Here is a 17,127-nt window from a genome sequence, read left to right as displayed (position 1 = left end):
AAGTGATCTCTTCATTCTTTTTTATATTTGTGAAAGTAAATAATCACGATGAATGAAATTAATTAGCAACCGATAATAATGAATAAATTTAAAATAGAAATTAAAAATGGAACATTAAATATTGATTTATTTAAGCAGATGATGCCATTTGAGGATCTATTAGACTTCGCTTCAAGAGAGAACCCTAAAAGAGGTTTTTTATTTGTTTCTAAAGTTTTAGGTAAACATATTTCAGTAAAACCAAGTACGATGAGAGATACTTATGATTTACTTGTTTCGCAGATTAATAATGATCTAGGCAGTTTTGTGATTGGTATGGCTGAGACCGCGACGGGCTTTGGTGCTGGTGTTGCGGATAGTCTAGCTAGGGCACAAAGCAGAGAAGTTTACTATCAGCATACCACTCGTTACAAGTGCGACCTGCCAATCTGGTTTACGTTAGATGAAAATCATAGTCACGCTATTGATCATATTTTGTATCAACCAAAGATAGAACTATTAGAACCTATTTCTAATTGTCAGCGTCTTATACTCGTTGATGATGAGATTTCAACTGGTCGTACGCTAAAGTTACTCGGTGATAAGATTTTACCAAAGATGCGATTTGTGAAAGAGGTTGTAATAGTCTCATTAGTCAACTGGTTAAGCGAAGAAAATCGCGCTCAGTATGAAGAGTGGGATGTTACAGTTACTCATGTTTCATTAATTGATGGTCAGTTTGACTTTCAGGCAAAGCCTAACTTAAATCTTTCTCTCCCAGAAAAAGTTGATGGAGACCTTGTCAAAAAGCCTTGTAGGGATGATTTAGGGCGATTTGCTATGAAAATGCCATTCTGTGGTCATATACCTGTATTAGATATTACTTTTCCGAGAACTGTTATCGGAGATGGAGAGCACCTATATTTGCCTTTCCTAGCTGCGGAGCTAGCAGAGAGTCGAGGAGGAGATGTGATCTTTCAATCTACAACTCGTTCCCCGATTTTGGTGGGAAATGCAATTAATACGAAAGAAGCTTTTCAGGTGGATAGCCGGGATGTAGAGCATTACATTTATAACCTTCAAGAGAATGAGAGGCTACCAGTGCTCTTTTTAGAAGACGAATCACTTAGATCTGAGCACCAATTAGCCCAGCGTTTTTCTCCACTTGAGAGAGAGTAGTTATCATGCGTACTGTGCTTTTTACAGATATTGATGATTGTTTTATGGCAACTAAAAGGAAGTTTTCAGAAAGCGATAGTCTTTCTATAGCGTCATTAGATATTGACGGCCAAGCTCGTTCATTTATGTCAGAGAAACAGCGGACTCTTTTGGAGTTATTTATTGACACTAGATCTACAATTATTCCGGTAACTGGACGGAGTTATAACACGCTCAAAAGGGTTCAAGTAAGTTCATTATTTAAGTCGTGGATGGTCGTTTCTCATGGTGCTTTAATTATTGAACCTAACGGAAAGAAGTGCAACGCCTGGGTTGAGCATATTAAAAATAAATTTCCACTTGGATTATGGTCTGATAAATTGAATTTAATAAATGAAGAATTAAAAGAATTTATACTTTCTAAAGGGTTTAATGCACAAAGTTATATTGTTTCCGAGGATGATATTGATTGTTATGTTTGTGTAAAATGCACTGAAGGTATAGATTATGATTTTATATTCGATTCAATACTTTCACAAATCAGTATAGATTTAAATGATATAAAAATACATATTAATGGCCGAAATATGGCACTTTTGCCACCTTATACCCAGAAAAAATTAGCTGTTGATTATATAATACGTCAGCTAGATGAAAAGTCATTAATTTTAACCATGGGCGATAGCCTATCTGATATCCCATTTATGAAACTTTCTGATTTTGCTTTGATGCCCACTAAAAGCCAGATCGCAGATTCATTATCTTGGTAATAATATTATGAGCTTATCTATATCTCCAATAATCGGTAGTTATAATGAGAACGACTGTCAGTTCCTCTTAGAGGTTGTCAAGTGTCAGTTCTTTTCAATTAATGAAAAAGAAAATCTAATCCAGTCTGAAGGGGTTCATTACTCTGAATTATTGAACAAAGAATCAAAACCATCAATTAAATATCAAAGACTGTTCTTTGAATTTACCGATAAGTATAAAAACAAACTAGCAAAACACATTTTTTCTCTCGCTGAAAAGATTAATAATAATCAATTGGGAGATATCACTCTGGTTTCTTTAGCTAGAGCAGGAACACCAATTGGCGTTTTAATAAAGAGAGCGTTAGAGTATTATTTTAATAGAAAAGTTTGTCATTATAGTATTAGCATTATTCGGGATAGAGGTATTGATTCGGTTGCTCTTGATTACTTGTTGAAAATTAAAAGATATGATTCCTCTTCCTTAGTATTCATTGACGGCTGGACTGCAAAAGGAGTAATCACTAAGGAATTAAAGCGATCTATTTTCTCTTATAACAAAAGAAATAATACTGATATAAAACCGCACCTTTATGTTGTCAGTGATACAGGTGGGGTTGCCGATTATTGTGCCACGAAAGAAGACTATCCAATACCTTCGTCTATGTTGAATTCTACAGTATCAGGTTTGATTTCGCGAAGTTTATGGCAAGATCCTAAAAAACAAAAATTCCATGGCTGCGTAATCAATAATCACCTAAAAGAATTTGACTATTCCCACTGGTTTGTGGAAAAGATAGCAGAATGTTTTTTGAAAGAAAACTTTAAAGATGAACCTTTTGAGCAACATGAGACAATTGTCGATTTAGATAACACTAAAGATCAAATAAAAAGATTTATATCCTCATTGACCATTAAATATTCTATTAAAGATGTAAACTATATTAAGCCTGGGATAGCCGAAGCAACTAGAGTCATGCTAAGACGTGTTCCTTCTTTACTTATTGTTCGCTCAATAGACAGCAATAAAGTCAAACATTTATTAATGTTAGCAGATGAAAAAGGAGTCAAAGTAGAAGAAGAACCAACCTTGCTATTTGAAGCATGTGCACTTATTAAGCCACTTAATATAGAGGCAATAAAATGAACATCTCTAGCTACTTCTCTTTGGGAGCAACATTGTATACTCCGTGTAATCACCCGAATCTAAAAATGTTAATGAAAGAAGGATTGGGATCAAAGAGTATGGTTTTTTGTACTGAAGATGCCATTTCTGAAGGTGAATTGAATCAATCACTTAAGAATTTGAGTGTTGCGATCGATGGATTAGATAGTTCAAATACACAGTTCAAAAGGTTTATTCGTCCCAGAAGCCCAGAAGTTCTTGAAAATATATTGTATTTTAGAGGGATTGAAAAAATAGATGGTTTTGTTCTCCCTAAATATGATCTAAAAACAAATGATGATTATCATAGAGTATTAAAATGTCACTCTATTAAGTTTAAACTAATGCCTACCTTAGAATCTCTTGATGTAATTGATGCGTTTAAATTACCAGAGATTAGAAGAAGTTTACAAAATATCTATGGAGATATAACTTGCCTTCGTATAGGAGGTAACGATTTATTCAATCTTCTGGGTATAAAACGTATGACAGGCCAAACAATTTATGAAACCCCCTTACGTTCGGTGATAGAGAATTTAATTATCGCTTTTAGGCCATACGGTTATGAGCTTTCTGCGCCTGTGTTTGATATGATCGATGACCATAAAACGTTGATAAGGGAACTTGCTATGGATGTTAACTATGGCCTTTTTGGAAAAACTGCTATTCATCCTCAACAAGTTAAAATAATTGAAGGTTTTTTTAAAAGTTATTCAAATACACATATTGTTCAAGCTGAGTCAGTTTTGGCAGATTCTTCCCCGGCAGTTTATAAAATGAATGGACAAATGATGGAAGTAGCATGCCACAGTAATTGGGCTAAACGAACTAAATTTTTGGCTAATTCATTTTAGACAACTTATGACCTCAAATTGATAATTATTATTGAGGAAGTTTTGATTTAATATCATAGTGCGAAAAGTAATGATAAAAACATTTCATCATAAAGATTTAGATCCAACTCATGTTAATGAACTTCCTGAAAATGAAGAAAAACATGAATTAGCTGTCAAGAAATTTAGCCATATAAAGTCTAATAGAAGTCTTGTATCCGAAGAGAGTTTTGAACACCTTCAGAGTGAAAAATATTGGAAAAACATAAAATATAATAATAAGAAAAAACCTTCTGTTTTATTTAGCAATAAAATAAAGTCAATTCAAAGTGACTTAGTTAATGTTGAAGAAGATTTTAAAATTGAAGTTGACAAACTGTGTAGAAGAGAGTTTAAAAATGTCAATTTAAATAATGGAGACTATTTGGTTATAATTAACATTTACAATTCTATTATTTTCAATGATCCTATGTATCAAATAGAATTTGGAAATGTAGAGTCAAAAAAATTCCAACAATTACAAGGGTTTTTGTCCGATTATGCTAAGTTAAGTAAGGTAGATAAAATTTTAGGATTAGGACAGATCATTATTAAATTGGCAAAAAGTATAGATATTGATATTTTCAATCCACATAAATTTGGTACGAAGCTATCTAAACTTTTTGGTAACCATAATCAAAAAATAAGAAAGATTAAATATGACTTTGATTATGTAAGTGATAATATTGACGAAAGAATAAATCGAGTATTTGATAACCTAGCTGAAATGCGAACGCATCTCGAAAAGTTTCAGTATTGGTCTATAGAGTTACAAAGCTTGAATAAAAACCTTATATTCAAAATTTTAGCATTGATACTAAGGATGGATAAAGAAAAAAAATCAATTCAACAAGAAAGTATTAATCTTTCTGACTCTTTTAAAAAAAACGGATTTGATTCAATTAAAAGATGGGAAAGGAAAGTACAAACTTTGCTTTCTCTAAAACAATCGATAGATTTGACTTTCCCCCAAATAGAATTATATAGCTCTAATTTGTTAGGTAGCTTTGAACAGTTAGAAAAAATTAAAGTAGATATTATTCAAGTCTGGAAACAGCAATTTTTAACAGTTATTGCTATCGACGAATCAAACGATTCAATACTTTACTATGAGCTGAACGACATTCAGGAACAATTGATTCGAAATATAGAGGAGCTGAGATAAATGGTATTCCAACCGAAGACTTTTACATCCAAAAATGTTAATTCTAGCAATATAGAAAATTCATCTAATACTAATGTTGTAAAAACAATAGAAAACTCACTAATAGTTGAAGGCACTACAGATATCTCTAAACTTCCGACGATTAAAGGACAAAATGTTAAAAGTATATACAGTTGTGTTGAAAAATCCATTGAAGTTTATCAAGCTGATCTGAACGAAGCGAACTTAAACCCGAGAGAAGCATTTCAACGTATAGTTACTCAACTTAATCAGATTGATATCTATTCGTCACGAGGTATTAGTACTCTCGGTCATGAGTCAGCTGAGAAAATAGCTGAATATTCTGACTCTATGTTGAATCAAGTTCGGACTAAAGATCTGGAAGAAATGGGAGAGAACCTAAATCAAGTTGTGGGCTTGGCTAAAGGAGTTGATTTAAGTGGGCTAATGGGGAAAGACAGCTTTTTTGGAAAGTTGATATCTAGATTCAAATATTCTAAAGAGGCTATTTTAGCTCAGTTTAACTCGGTAAGCACTCAGCTCGACAGGGTAGTAAAAGAGATTAATTCGCAGCAAGTGCGTCTCCAGGAGCGTTCTGTTCAGCTCGAAACTGTTTTTTCTCAAAACATAGCGCAGTATAAGGCGTTAACAGAAGCCATAATATACGGAGAATCAAGGCGTTTGCTCATAAAAGGTAAAGCAGAAGTCTTAGCAAAAGAGCTTGAAGATGAAAACTCTCCTTTAAAAGCGCAAGAATTAAGCGACTTACAGTCCTTTCACAATCGTATTGAAAAACGTGTTCACGACTTAAGGTCATTGCAAATGCTTGCGTTACAAACGGCTCCAATGATTCGGATGGTACAGACTAACAATATCACTTTGATTGAGAAGTTCGACAATATTAAGACATTAACGATCCCATCGTGGAAGAAGCAATTTACGCTTGCTATTTCTATGTTAGAGCAGAGAAAGTCGCTAGAACTTGCGGGCAAAATTGACAATGCTACAAATGACTTAATTAAGAGAAATGCAGATTTATTAAGACAAAATACGTTGCAAACAGCAAGAGCGAATCAACGTTCAGTTATAGATCTGGAAACACTGGAGCACGTGCAAAATACTCTGATTACCACATTGCAAGATGTTGTTTCCATTGAACAGGAGGGAGCTAGAAATCGCGAGATCGCTGATGAGAGAATGGTTAATATGAAAAAAGAATTATCTAAGCTATTAAAAAATAAGGAATAATTAATGTCGATTAATTTAGAAAAAGGTAATGCAATAAACTTAACGAAAGCTGAGCCTGCGTTGCGTAAGTTGAGGCTTGGGCTTGGTTGGGATCTAATACCCACAGAACCACCAATTGACATTGATTGCTGTATATTTATTTGCTCTTACGATGCACAAGATCAGCCTAAACTTTTGTCTGATCAGCACTTTGTTTTTTACAATAATCTGGAGTGCCCCCAGGGAGCAGTGGTACACCATGGTGATAACCGCACCGGTGCTGGCGATGGTGATGATGAGGTCATCAACATAGATCTGCAATCAATTGACCTAAGAGCAGCTGAGTTATCTATTTTTGTTACGATTCATAACGATACACGTGGTTTTTCACATGTAAATACCAGCTACATTAGGCTTTACAATGACGTAACTGGGAGCTTGATTGCTGAGTACAAACTAGGTCAAGAGTTTGCAAACGAATCTGCTGTGCAAGTAGGTTCGTTAGTTAAAAGTGGTAACGAGTGGGAGTTCCATGCAGTTGGAGCTGGCTACCAACTAGGTCTCGGCGACATTGTGGCTGGTTATCAATAAGGTAAGATTATGTCTATTAATTTATCAAAGAACTCAACGATATCGCTTACTAAAGAAGTTGAAAAATTATCTAGTATTACTGTTGGTTTAGGTTGGGACGTAGCTAAATCGAAAGGTTTCCTTGCTTCTATTTTCGGTACCGCTTCAATTGACTTAGATGCATCCTGCCTATTGATTGATGAAAATTTAAATGTACTAGATTCTGTTTGGTACGCTCAGTTGAAATCAAAGTGTAAGTCTGTTATCCACCAAGGAGATAATTTGACAGGCAAAGGTGATGGTGACGATGAGAAAATTACTATTAACCTGACAAAGTTGCCTAATTCTGTTAAATACATTGCTGTTACAGTTAACAGTTTTAGAGGACAAACTTTCGATAAAGTCGAAAACGCTTTTTGCCGTATTTTGGATCAATCTTCAAATGAGATTTGTCGCTTCACTTTAAATGAACAAGGGAGTCATACAGGAATTTATATTGGCCTTTTGACTTATAAAAATAAAGAGTGGAACTTTACTTCTAAAGGGGTTAACGCTAATGGAAGTAATGTGAATCAGATTGCAAGCACGGTTTTGCAACATATATATTAATTAGTTTATATGATATTTTAAATTTAAAATAAACAAAGCCTAACTGTTAATTTTTGTTAGGCTTTTTTAATGGTGAATTATATTTGCTAATGTTGTTTATAATGAAATGTAAAATTTAAACGATATTAAAAATTTAATATTACTTAACTTTTCTTACCAAATTCGTCTGTGCTGAGTAATTTGATGTAACTAAATAAATAAGTTGCGATTTGATAGGCTGCACTAGTTAATAACCATAACCTTATGCGTAAACCTCGTTAGAAAACCACTAAATAATGCCTTCATTAACCGGGGCTTACCCACTTTTGGGGTTGATGAATAAACCATAAGCGAATAGAAGCAAAGCAAATCGAACAAGCGTACTATGTCTCGTCGGATCTGAGACCTAGCTATTACTACCGCACTGGTGGTAAAGGGCGTTTTCTCTATACCGTTGGGCTTAGGACATTAAGCTTTCATTTAAAGCAACACTAGGAGCGCAATAGAGTATCTGGCGCAAGTTATATTTAGCCGTAGATACCAGCGCGTGCGAAATAGTCGCAGTAGCTCTGAGTTTATCTAAATAACTGGTGCCGAAGTATTGCCCCATTTACTTAGGCAGACACATTAAACGGTCCTAGAAGTATCAGATGATGACACTTATGGCACAAGAAAATGCCATGAATGTCATACGAATAAAGAGAGCAGTTCCTATCATTTAGCCAAGGGAAGGATCGGCCTTTTAGGAGCGTGGATACCTTCGTAATCTGGCTTTAGGATGTAAGACATTCTACGGTATATAAAGGAGGTCAAGAAAGAGCTCAGATGTGCACTCTCCGAAAAAGCTATGTATCGAGTGAAGCAGTTGCTGGGTTAGAAACTATAACTAAGAAACTACCACGCTCAAGTTGGTGAAACTTACACCATGATTAAAAGTGCTCAACAAGCTTAGAGGGTTTGGCATGCCTGAAGCTCAGTGTTTTATATCAAAATCATTTCTCTTTAGGCTGTTTAGCCTCTTGTAAGAATTTTGCAACAACGCTAATAGTGCATGAAATAATACTATTTCAAATAGTCAACTTTTAGTAACCTGCAATAAGGTATTGGAGTGCAAAAGATGAAAAAGCAGAACTTAAGATACAACGAAGTGGGGGTATAGTATCAGGAGCTAAGTTCTGCTTGAGGTTAGGCTATGACCACTGGAACATATCGTTAAGATAAACCAGAGTCATCACTTCTATTTTATTACTCGATTGAGCTAGGCGTTGCTGAAAAAAGTACGCCATCATTGGCTTCTTCATTTTTTTCTCCTTTAGCTGACGAGTAAATTATGTGTATAAAAGGGGATATAAAAAAGAGAGTGCTTTTGTTGGCTTTTTTCCTAATAACGTAAATATATGGGGCTTTAAAGCCGAATTTGGAGGTTAATTGTGGAAAAGGGGAACAGATAATTAGGAAGTTTTCTTATTTTATTCCCGCCAACTTAAGTAAACTATTCCTATCCACAAACTTCACAGATCTAAGGTTGATTCAGTGTCTGATCTCAATTTGTTTCGCTATTACCAACGATTACTCTCGTTTAGCGTTGGTGATGAAACAAAAACCACGTTACAGGACATTGCCGACATCATGTTCACTTCTTCTCGGCATGCTCGTAGCCTGCTAACGCAGATGCAGCAGAAGGCGTGGTTGAGCTGGCACCCGAAAGCTGGGCGGAACCAACGATCGACTCTTATTCTGAATATGGAGTTAGACGTTTTAAAAGAGAGCTTGGCTCTTGAACGTATCAAGTTAGGCAAGTATGAAAAAGCACTGGCGATATTAGATGAAGACGAAGTGGCATTTGGCCGTTTGTTAAAAACAACGTCTGGTGCTTCTGTGCAAGAAGGACAGCTCAATATTCAATTAACCTATAAGCGAATGTTTGAGCGCGTCGTTCCACATCAACTTCAGCGTAGCAGCGAACGTTTCTTATTAAGGCAAATCTATTGTTGCTTAGTTTCGAGTGATAACAATGGGAAAGTGCAACCAGAACTCGCACATCACTGGCGTTATGACGAAGACACCTACGAATGGACTTTCTACCTTCGTCCAGGTCTGACTTTTCATAATGGTAATTCCATTGATGCAGAAACAGTGGTTAGCTTGTTTGCAAAGTTGAGTTCACTACAGTACTACGAAAAAGAGTTGGCACATGTTGCTAACATTACTGCGCCAACGCCTTTGAAAGTTGTTTTTAAGCTTAATCGAGCTGACTTGGGCTTTGCTGGACTTATTTCTGGAGTGAAATACGGCATTCAACCAGTAAGCCAAGTTAACGTAGCGAATAACAAGCTGGTGGTCGGAAGTGGCCCATTCTCTGTTGTCGAGCACAATGAAAGTCGTTTAAAACTGCAAGCATTTAATGGTTACTATGCATGTAGAGTTCTAACGGATTTGGTGACTATCTGGATTGTTAATGACGAGCAAATGGAGAACCCGTCATTGGCAGCAAATACGTTGCAAAGGGATGCTTCGCCCGAGGAGGATTTGTGTGGACACTATATGTCGACGCAAAACCGAGAAAACTCATCGGCGAGCAAGCGTAGTCGAATAGAAGATGGTTGCTTATTCGCCTTATTTAATCAGCACGCTAAGCACAAACTCTCTTTAGCGCAGCGCCGTTATATTAGTGAGCTAATTCAACCTGAGCACTTGGCCGAAGTGATGCGCCGCGAGAATATTGTATTTGGGAGTATACCCGCTTATAACCTGCTACCAGGTTGGAAGCCAGTGCTCCGTCCGTTCAGTGAGCCGCTTAAGTTACCTAAACACATTACGATAGCCGGATATAACTATACCGCGTTGCGTCGCTGTGCGCGGGCTATTTCTAATCGTTTGGTGAGTGTTGGCAGTAAAGTAGAAATTGTTATGTATTCCTATCGTGAGCTGAACGAGAAAGCTAAGAATGGTGAGCTAAATGAGACGATGGTCGTGACGAACATAAACCTAGATGATAATCGTCATGCCTCAGCGTTCACGAACTTCTTCAGCAACGCTGTGCTATTCCACACTTTGGGAGAGAAGAACGCACAATGGTTAGATGAACAACTACAGAGAGTCAGATCTTTCGTTCCACTTGAGGACTACCTTAATGCATTGGAGCCAATTGCATCGACGTTGATCAGCGAATACTGGATTGCACCCATGTTCCACCATACACAAACTTTGCGTTTCCAAGGTGTTTTAGAAGACGTCGCTCTTACTAACTGGGGTTGGCCAGATATTCGCTCGGTGTGGTCTGCGGATTAACTGCCTTAGTTATATAGCAAAGTGCTGCTTCACGAATTCAATGAAGGCTCTGGTTTTCGCCGATTGATAGATAAGTTGTGGGTACACCAAGTACACCGCGTTGTGCTGGTGGTCGGTTTCTTCCGATAAAACCTGCACTAGACGGCCGTGCTCAACGTCTTGTTCGACAAAGTAACTTGCTAACCGAGCAATGCCATTGCCAGACAGGGCTGATTCTTTGAGTAAGCGGTTTTCATTGCTTGAAAGCCAACCTTGGGTTTGAACTGTTCCCGTTTTTAACGGCCACTCTTTTTGATGCAATGTGGTTAAGCATTGATGCTGTTTTAAATCCGCTAACGTCTCTGGCGTACCTTCTTCTTGCAGATACAGAGGTGAGGCAACCAGCCAGTGGTGGTAGTCCAAAAGGTGATGCGCAATCATATTCTCGGGCGGCGTTCTTGTTGCTCGAAACGCAAAGTCGACGCTGGTTTCCGTCAGATTAAACGCTTGATAGCTAGAAAGAATCTCGAACTCTACGTTTGGATGTAAAGCGCGAAACGCCACACACAAATCATGCAGCACCGCTTCGGCAAACATCTTGGGAGCAGTAAGACGAATCAGGCCGTCTATTTGCTCAGATTGTTGACTTAAACTCTTTTCCATTTCCATTACGCGGCGTTTGAGATCTTCCGCTTGTGCAAAGATCGACTCACCCTCTGCCGTCAATCTCACGCTGCGTGTGGTTCGAACAATCAAAGGCGTGGCGAGTTCCGATTCCAATCGCTTGATTTGTTCCGACAGGTAACTTTTAGAAATGCCAAGTTGCTCCGCTGCCCTAGAAAAGTTGAGTGTTTGAGCCACTTCGGCAAACAGCATCAGTTTTTCGATTCTTTTGTAATCTGCCATCTTGATTGTTCGTTAACAAGGATAATGAATTCGATTTTACGGTATTAAACTAATTATTACGAACGGTAAGATGGTTAGAGTTAACTTAAGAAATTGAAAACGCAGAAATCGGGAAAAGTGAGAATAACGATGAACAATCCAACATTACCGCTCGCCAAAACCTTACCTAACGTTAGCCGCTTGGTCTTCGGCTGCATGGGACTTGGAGGGGAGTGGAATCGCAACCCATTAACCGCCCAAGATGAAAACCAAGCTTATGCCGCTGTAGAGGCAGCATTAGAGGTTGGCATCAATCTCTTTGATCATGCGGATATCTACAAATTCGGTAAGGCAGAAGAAGTGTTTGGGTGCATCTTAGCCAATGACTCAACCTTACGAGAGCGAATTTATCTGCAATCCAAGTGCGGCATCCGTCTAGGAGATGAGCAAGGTGTTAAGCAGTATGACTTCTCTGCCAAATGGGTGACGGCTTCTGTTGAGGGCATTCTTGAGCGCCTTGGCGTGGAAAACCTTGATGTTTTGATGCTGCATCGTCCTGATCCTCTGGTTGAATTTGAAGAACTGGGCACAGCGCTCCAAGCACTGAAACAAGCTGGCAAAGTTAACCACTTCGGTGTTTCTAACATGAACAGTGCTCAAATTGATCTTCTTCAACAAGCAACGGGCGAAGTTGTTGTGGCGAACCAGTTGGAAATGAGTCTGGCTAAGTCTGACTTCTTCAAGCAAGGTATGGGGCTTCCTTCGTCGGCATCTGACTACGTTGCGGGAACATTGGAACATGCCCGTAAGCACAATATCCAACTGCAAGCGTGGGGCAGTATGGCGCAAGGAAGATTCTCAGAGCGTGGCTTACATTCTGATGATCACAACACCAGACAGACGGCGGAGATGGTGATGGCGCTAGCAGCTGAATATGGCGTGTCGTCTGAGGCGATTGTTTTAGCCTTCCTGACGCGTCACCCAAACCAAATTCAGCCTGTTATTGGTACTGCAAACCCACAGCGTATTCGCGCTTGTGCTCAAGTAGAGAACGTCACGCTATCACGCAGCCATTGGTATGGATTGTTCGAGAAAACTCTTGGTCATGAGATCCCTTAGGAGAGAAAAATGAAATACGTACAAGTTCAAACTCTGATTCAAACGGCATTGGAAATTGCTGCTGTTCGCAAGCAAAACATTGCGATTGCCGTGGTTGATACGCATGGTGAATTGCTCGGTTTTGCCCGAATGGATGATGTGAGCGTACAAGCAGGTTTGTTGGCACAGAACAAAGCTTACACCTCGGCTAGAGACCGTCAGCCTAGCGGCAATCTGGGTGCTTGGGCTCGTGAGACGGGTAAGCAGTTGAGTTATTGGACTGACCCGAAGATCACAGGCTTTATGGGTGGTGTGCCTATAGAACAAGAGGGGAAAATCGTCGGTGCAATTGGCATTAGCGGTTTGGCTGAGCAAGATGATGAAGCACTTGCGATGGAAGTATTAAACGCGCGTTGAGTATAACGTTTATCAGTAGGTGTGATGCTTTGTCCAGCTTTGTACTCACTGTAGGGACTCAAGTTCACAGGCTTCGTCGAGTCACAATGCTATCTAATAGCCTGAAGTAAGCAGAAGTTGAAATCGCGAACTATGATTAATTTATTTGAAAGCTTTGAGGCCTAAATATGTTTCATAAGGTATTCGTTTCGCTATTTTTTGTTCTCCTCTCAGGCTGTGGTACGAGTGACAGCGCGTTAAAAGAGAGCGGTTATGATGAAGCTTATATCCAAGGCTTTCATGACGGTCGGCATAGTGGTATGCAAGAGGCAGGGAATGATTTTGAACACTATATTAAGGACGAAACAAGGTATCAAACCGACTCAGATTATCGGCAAGGCTGGGATGCTGGTGAGGTAGAGGGTAACAAGTTACAAAAGCAGGCAACCGCGATAGGACAAGGCATGATTGATAATTCATATGAAGAACGTGATGTCTTTGATCCTGATAAAGTGGCGAAAGATGCAATAAAAGGCGTTGATACATCGGAATTGAAAAGCCTAGAGTAACGGACTGATATAAAGAATAAAACTCGTCATTTGACGAGTTTTATTTTTGTCTAAACGATTCATGTTTCAACGCTCAACAGGGCATTCATCGTTTGGGTATGAGCAATGTCGTTAATCACCTTTCTTGTTCTTTTGTTCAAGGACTAACGATAATAGGCGAACGAGCAGGGACTGAGCTTCCGGTGAGAGTAATCTCGCCACGGCCGTTAGGTCATTTGCTGTGACATGCTGAACATCACGTACATCTAAAGCAATATCTAGGTCAGTCAAATGAAGCGAACGCAATATGGCACGATATTGTGAGAGTTTAAGATCGGACTCTCCGCGCTCGATCCTTTGATATGTTTTTACGCTCATTCCAGCGATGTTTGCCATTTGCTCACGGGAGAGGCCATTCGATTTTCGTCTTGCGATCAGTGCTTGAATTATAGGGTCTACCTGCATGTGCTCTCCTGAAAGGACAGTTTTGACCTGAACGTAGCAAGAAGTGGACCAGTTTAACCACCACATATTTACCTGCTTTGCAATCAGTATAAAAATAACTGTCTTATAAAAACGTAAATATTTTAGTCAGTTATTAACTCAATGGAAAAGTATCAATCATACAAATCAATAGAAACGAAAGCTTCTATTCGCAAAATGCAACGCATTTTAGATCATTTATTTAGTGAAATTGATCAGCAACATCGTGAGACTAAAGAGAATGTTGTGACACTGATTCAACAGTCACAACAGCGATTGATGAACTACAAAGAGCTTTACCTTCACAAAGAATCGATAAGTGAAGTAGAGCTGCGGATCGCGCATGAAAATATGAGTGAGACTGAGAAGCAGGTCGCCGATATGGGTATTCCAGTGTTAACTTATATCATTGGCGCGCTAGATAAAGCGTATTAACACAGTCGTAAAGTCGGGCGATACAAGATTTACGCAATTTCGATCAATTGATGACATCTAAAAGAAAGGATGCAAATGCTGGGGAACCACACCCAGCATTCGGACACTCATTTACCTATATTTTCGAACCGTAAATCAGTGTTTAGAGGTATGTGAACCGAACAGTGTCGGTACGCAGCGAATAATAGCGATATTGTCCGATCTAGGCTACGTCCTTGGAATCTAACACCTTCACTTAAACTGTAAATTAATCTGTACACCCAGCCAAATTGAGCCATTGAGCACGTTCTTCCTTCTCTTTAAGCGATAAAAGACTAATTAGTGACGAAAAAAACAACACATCTTAGGTAAAAGATAAGAGTTGTTAAAATATATCGCTATAAGATTGACCTTTTGCTTTTCAATCGTCCTGCTTATGCCTTACAATCTTTTCGAACCAAATCCATTCATAACGAATGGGGTTGATGAATTAAGATGAACAATTTTGCTTCGAACCCAAAGTTGCGCACATTTCATCAACGATGACATCGCCAAAAACGACTCTCAAGTGTTCATGTGCAAATGATTAACCACCTTTTGTTGCGTGTTTTCTTAGCCATACAGGGCTCTTGTAACATAGTGCTCTTGTAACCAAATTTTGACTAAGTCGGAGCGTTTTGTTGTGTGCTTTAGATAAAGCACAACTGGCGAGAAATTAACGGATTGAATTTAGAGGTATTAACCGTGAACCTAAAACTTGTCGGCAGCTCCCTGATCGTTGCAGGTACTGCTCTTGGCGCTGGTATGCTTGCTATACCAATGGTGCTTGCTCAATTTGGCCTCCTTTGGGGCACTCTTCTTATGTTGTTCATCTGGGCTGGAACGACTTATGCTGCGCTGCTCCTTCTTGAAGCCAGTTGCAAAGTAGGTGGTGGTGTGAGCATGAATGCAATTGCTCGCGAAACGCTTGGTAAAGGAGGCCAGTTGGTAACCAACAGCTTGCTTTACGCCCTGTTAGTTTGTCTATTAATGGCTTACATCATTGGTGCGGGTGATCTGGTACAAAAAGTAACAGCCTCAATTGGGCTTCCAACATCTACGATCTCAAGCCAAGTCGGTTTTACTCTTTTAGTTGGTATCATTGTTTCGGCAGGTACAGGGGTAGTAGATAAGCTGAATCGCGGTTTGTTCCTAGGCATGATCGTAGCGCTGATCCTGACACTTTTTGCGCTTGCACCAAGCGTCTCGTTTGAAGGACTTGATGAGGTTGTGAGCGACGATAAAATGGCACTTATCAAAACCAGTTCGGTGCTTTTCACCAGTTTCGGTTTTATGGTCGTGATCCCATCGCTTGTAACTTACAACAAAGAAGCGAGTAAAACACAGCTGCGTAATATGATTATCGTGGGCTCAACTATTCCGCTTGTTTGTTACCTATTATGGTTGTTAGCGGTTGTCGGCAATCTACCACCTCATGAGCTTGTTCAATACTCCAACGTAACAGAGTTGATCTCGGTACTAGGTCAGCAATACGAGGGCTTAGAGTTCATCCTATCCATGTTTACTGGTTTGGCACTACTAACGTCGTTCTTAGGTGTTGCAATGGCGCTATACGATCAAAATGCAGACCTACTGAAAGCAAGTAGGCCAGTGATTTTTGTTACTACTTTTGTGCTACCACTATTAGGTGCTGTATTTGCGCCAGAACACTTCCTAGCTATTCTTAGCTACGCGGGGATTATTCTTGTGTTTCTCGCGGTCTTTGTTCCATTATCAATGACCATGAAAGTGCGCCGAGTGCCGGTAGAAGATGACAATATTTATGAAGCTGGTGGCGGCGCAATGGGAATGAGCATGATCTTCCTATTCGGCTGTTTCTTGCTGTTTGCCCAAGCAGTATAAAATCACGCTAGCTTATTTAAAAACTGAGCCGCTCGTAGTCAAACGGGCGGCTTTTTTGTATTCATAGCCGAACCCAGGCCACTCGAAGTCATCAGCATTTGTGGTGTTTGACGTTTCTCTGATAATCACGGTTAGCGCTGACTTTTTAGTAAAACTCCTTAGCGAAAGGCTGACATGTACAGTGATTCACCCTTCTATTATATCGATGTTGATATGAATAAGAGGCTCTGTTGTGTCAAAGCAATTATCTTTTGCCATGGTTGGCGTTATGTTGTCTTTAGGTGTGTTGAGTACAGAAGCGGTGGCTGACCCGAAGCATAAGCATGGACATCGGTACGATCACCATCATGCGCATCACCACCATCATAAACACAAGCGCAAGCATAAACACAAACATCGTGACGTTATTTATGTGGAGACCCGACGACCAAGGCGCAGTTACTATTACCATGACCGAATTCCTCGGAATAGTACCTACATAAAGATTGGAGATTTCACTTATCTAAAAGTGGACGACCGTTATTATCGTCGTTCTAATGATCGCTATATCCATGTCGAGTTCAATTAAACTTGAAAGGGTACATAGTCGGCGTTCTTGTAATGTTGAGCTTAATAGCACCAACATGGCACATGTAACATCGACCAATACTAGGGTAGA

General features: G+C 39.1%; 17 protein-coding genes and 1 pseudogene. 16 read left to right on the top strand and 2 right to left on the bottom strand.

Features of this window, described 5'->3' with window-relative positions; all coding sequences use genetic code 11:
- Positions 1–78 precede the first annotated feature (78 nt).
- The 10 genes and pseudogenes from R7E29_RS19820 to R7E29_RS19775 all read left to right on the top strand — a co-directional run bounded on the left by R7E29_RS19820 (position 79) and on the right by R7E29_RS19775 (position 10,764).
- Entirely contained in the window at positions 79–1,158 is a 1,080-nt protein-coding gene (locus R7E29_RS19820; RefSeq protein ID WP_017635225.1) for a phosphoribosyltransferase domain-containing protein, read from the top strand.
- A gap of 5 nt (positions 1,159–1,163) precedes the next feature.
- The gene (locus R7E29_RS19815; RefSeq protein WP_053303784.1) at positions 1,164–1,907 is read left to right on the top strand and encodes an HAD family hydrolase; all 744 of its coding nucleotides are present in this window, start codon (positions 1,164–1,166) and stop codon (positions 1,905–1,907) included.
- Positions 1,908–1,914: 7 nt separating this feature from the next.
- Positions 1,915–3,033 (top strand): cysteine protease StiP family protein, encoded by a 1,119-nt coding sequence (locus R7E29_RS19810; protein WP_054577097.1) that lies wholly within the window; start codon positions 1,915–1,917, stop codon positions 3,031–3,033.
- On the top strand, positions 3,030–3,905 hold the full coding sequence (locus tag R7E29_RS19805) for an HpcH/HpaI aldolase/citrate lyase family protein (protein ID WP_053303782.1): 876 nt from the start codon (positions 3,030–3,032) through the stop codon (positions 3,903–3,905). Before R7E29_RS19810 ends, R7E29_RS19805 begins: the two co-directional genes overlap by 4 nt.
- Positions 3,906–3,975: 70 nt before the next feature.
- Entirely contained in the window at positions 3,976–5,088 is a 1,113-nt protein-coding gene (locus tag R7E29_RS19800) for a hypothetical protein (protein ID WP_085569300.1), read from the top strand.
- Positions 5,089–6,336 (top strand): toxic anion resistance protein, encoded by a 1,248-nt coding sequence (locus R7E29_RS19795; RefSeq protein ID WP_054577101.1) that lies wholly within the window; start codon positions 5,089–5,091, stop codon positions 6,334–6,336. It abuts the gene before it with no gap.
- A 3-nt stretch (positions 6,337–6,339) separates the two neighbouring features.
- A complete protein-coding gene (locus R7E29_RS19790; RefSeq protein ID WP_053303780.1) occupies positions 6,340–6,906 on the top strand; it encodes a TerD family protein in 567 nt (188 codons plus the stop codon).
- A 9-nt stretch (positions 6,907–6,915) separates the two neighbouring features.
- On the top strand, positions 6,916–7,494 hold the full coding sequence (locus R7E29_RS19785; protein ID WP_017635838.1) for a TerD family protein: 579 nt from the start codon (positions 6,916–6,918) through the stop codon (positions 7,492–7,494).
- 488 nt (positions 7,495–7,982) lie between these two features.
- A pseudogene (locus R7E29_RS19780) lies at positions 7,983–8,498 on the top strand (IS5/IS1182 family transposase); the annotation flags it as partial.
- Between the two features lie 508 nt (positions 8,499–9,006).
- Positions 9,007–10,764, top strand: coding sequence for an SgrR family transcriptional regulator (locus R7E29_RS19775; RefSeq protein ID WP_054577102.1), 1,758 nt, complete (start codon positions 9,007–9,009; stop codon positions 10,762–10,764).
- A gap of 9 nt (positions 10,765–10,773) precedes the next feature.
- Here R7E29_RS19775 and R7E29_RS19770 read toward each other — a convergent pair whose 3' ends face one another.
- The gene (locus R7E29_RS19770; RefSeq protein ID WP_053350499.1) at positions 10,774–11,649 is read right to left on the bottom strand and encodes a LysR family transcriptional regulator; all 876 of its coding nucleotides are present in this window, start codon (positions 11,647–11,649) and stop codon (positions 10,774–10,776) included.
- Positions 11,650–11,778: 129 nt separating this feature from the next.
- Here R7E29_RS19770 and R7E29_RS19765 point away from each other — a divergent pair, with 129 nt between their 5' ends.
- From R7E29_RS19765 to R7E29_RS19755, 3 genes are all read left to right on the top strand, one after another.
- The gene (locus R7E29_RS19765) at positions 11,779–12,747 is read left to right on the top strand and encodes an aldo/keto reductase family oxidoreductase (protein ID WP_054577103.1); all 969 of its coding nucleotides are present in this window, start codon (positions 11,779–11,781) and stop codon (positions 12,745–12,747) included.
- Positions 12,748–12,756: 9 nt separating this feature from the next.
- Positions 12,757–13,143 carry a GlcG/HbpS family heme-binding protein gene (locus R7E29_RS19760; RefSeq protein ID WP_054577104.1) on the top strand — a complete coding sequence of 129 codons (387 nt, stop codon included), beginning with the start codon at positions 12,757–12,759 and terminating at the stop codon, positions 13,141–13,143.
- Positions 13,144–13,310: 167 nt separating this feature from the next.
- Positions 13,311–13,691, top strand: a complete 381-nt coding sequence (locus R7E29_RS19755; RefSeq protein ID WP_005375467.1) for a hypothetical protein — start codon at positions 13,311–13,313, stop codon at positions 13,689–13,691.
- Positions 13,692–13,802: 111 nt separating this feature from the next.
- Here R7E29_RS19755 and R7E29_RS19750 read toward each other — a convergent pair whose 3' ends face one another.
- The gene (locus tag R7E29_RS19750; RefSeq protein WP_031780945.1) at positions 13,803–14,135 is read right to left on the bottom strand and encodes a helix-turn-helix transcriptional regulator; all 333 of its coding nucleotides are present in this window, start codon (positions 14,133–14,135) and stop codon (positions 13,803–13,805) included.
- A 141-nt stretch (positions 14,136–14,276) separates the two neighbouring features.
- Between R7E29_RS19750 and R7E29_RS19745 the strand changes: the two genes are divergently transcribed.
- The 3 genes from R7E29_RS19745 to R7E29_RS19735 all read left to right on the top strand — a co-directional run bounded on the left by R7E29_RS19745 (position 14,277) and on the right by R7E29_RS19735 (position 17,037).
- Positions 14,277–14,588 carry a hypothetical protein gene (locus R7E29_RS19745; RefSeq protein ID WP_054577105.1) on the top strand — a complete coding sequence of 104 codons (312 nt, stop codon included), beginning with the start codon at positions 14,277–14,279 and terminating at the stop codon, positions 14,586–14,588.
- A gap of 723 nt (positions 14,589–15,311) precedes the next feature.
- Positions 15,312–16,469, top strand: coding sequence for an amino acid permease (locus R7E29_RS19740; RefSeq protein ID WP_053307848.1), 1,158 nt, complete (start codon positions 15,312–15,314; stop codon positions 16,467–16,469).
- Between the two features lie 232 nt (positions 16,470–16,701).
- Positions 16,702–17,037: a hypothetical protein gene (locus R7E29_RS19735; protein WP_080996217.1), complete on the top strand. Its 336-nt coding sequence runs from the start codon at positions 16,702–16,704 to the stop codon at positions 17,035–17,037.
- The last annotated feature ends 90 nt before the right edge of the window (positions 17,038–17,127 follow it).

The sequence above is a fragment of the Vibrio sp. Vb1729 genome (genome assembly GCF_033338655.1).
Classification (GTDB): Bacteria; Pseudomonadota; Gammaproteobacteria; order Enterobacterales; family Vibrionaceae; genus Vibrio; species Vibrio alginolyticus.
Note: the sequence above shows the minus strand (reverse complement) of the source record. Positions and strands in the feature narration are given on the sequence as shown.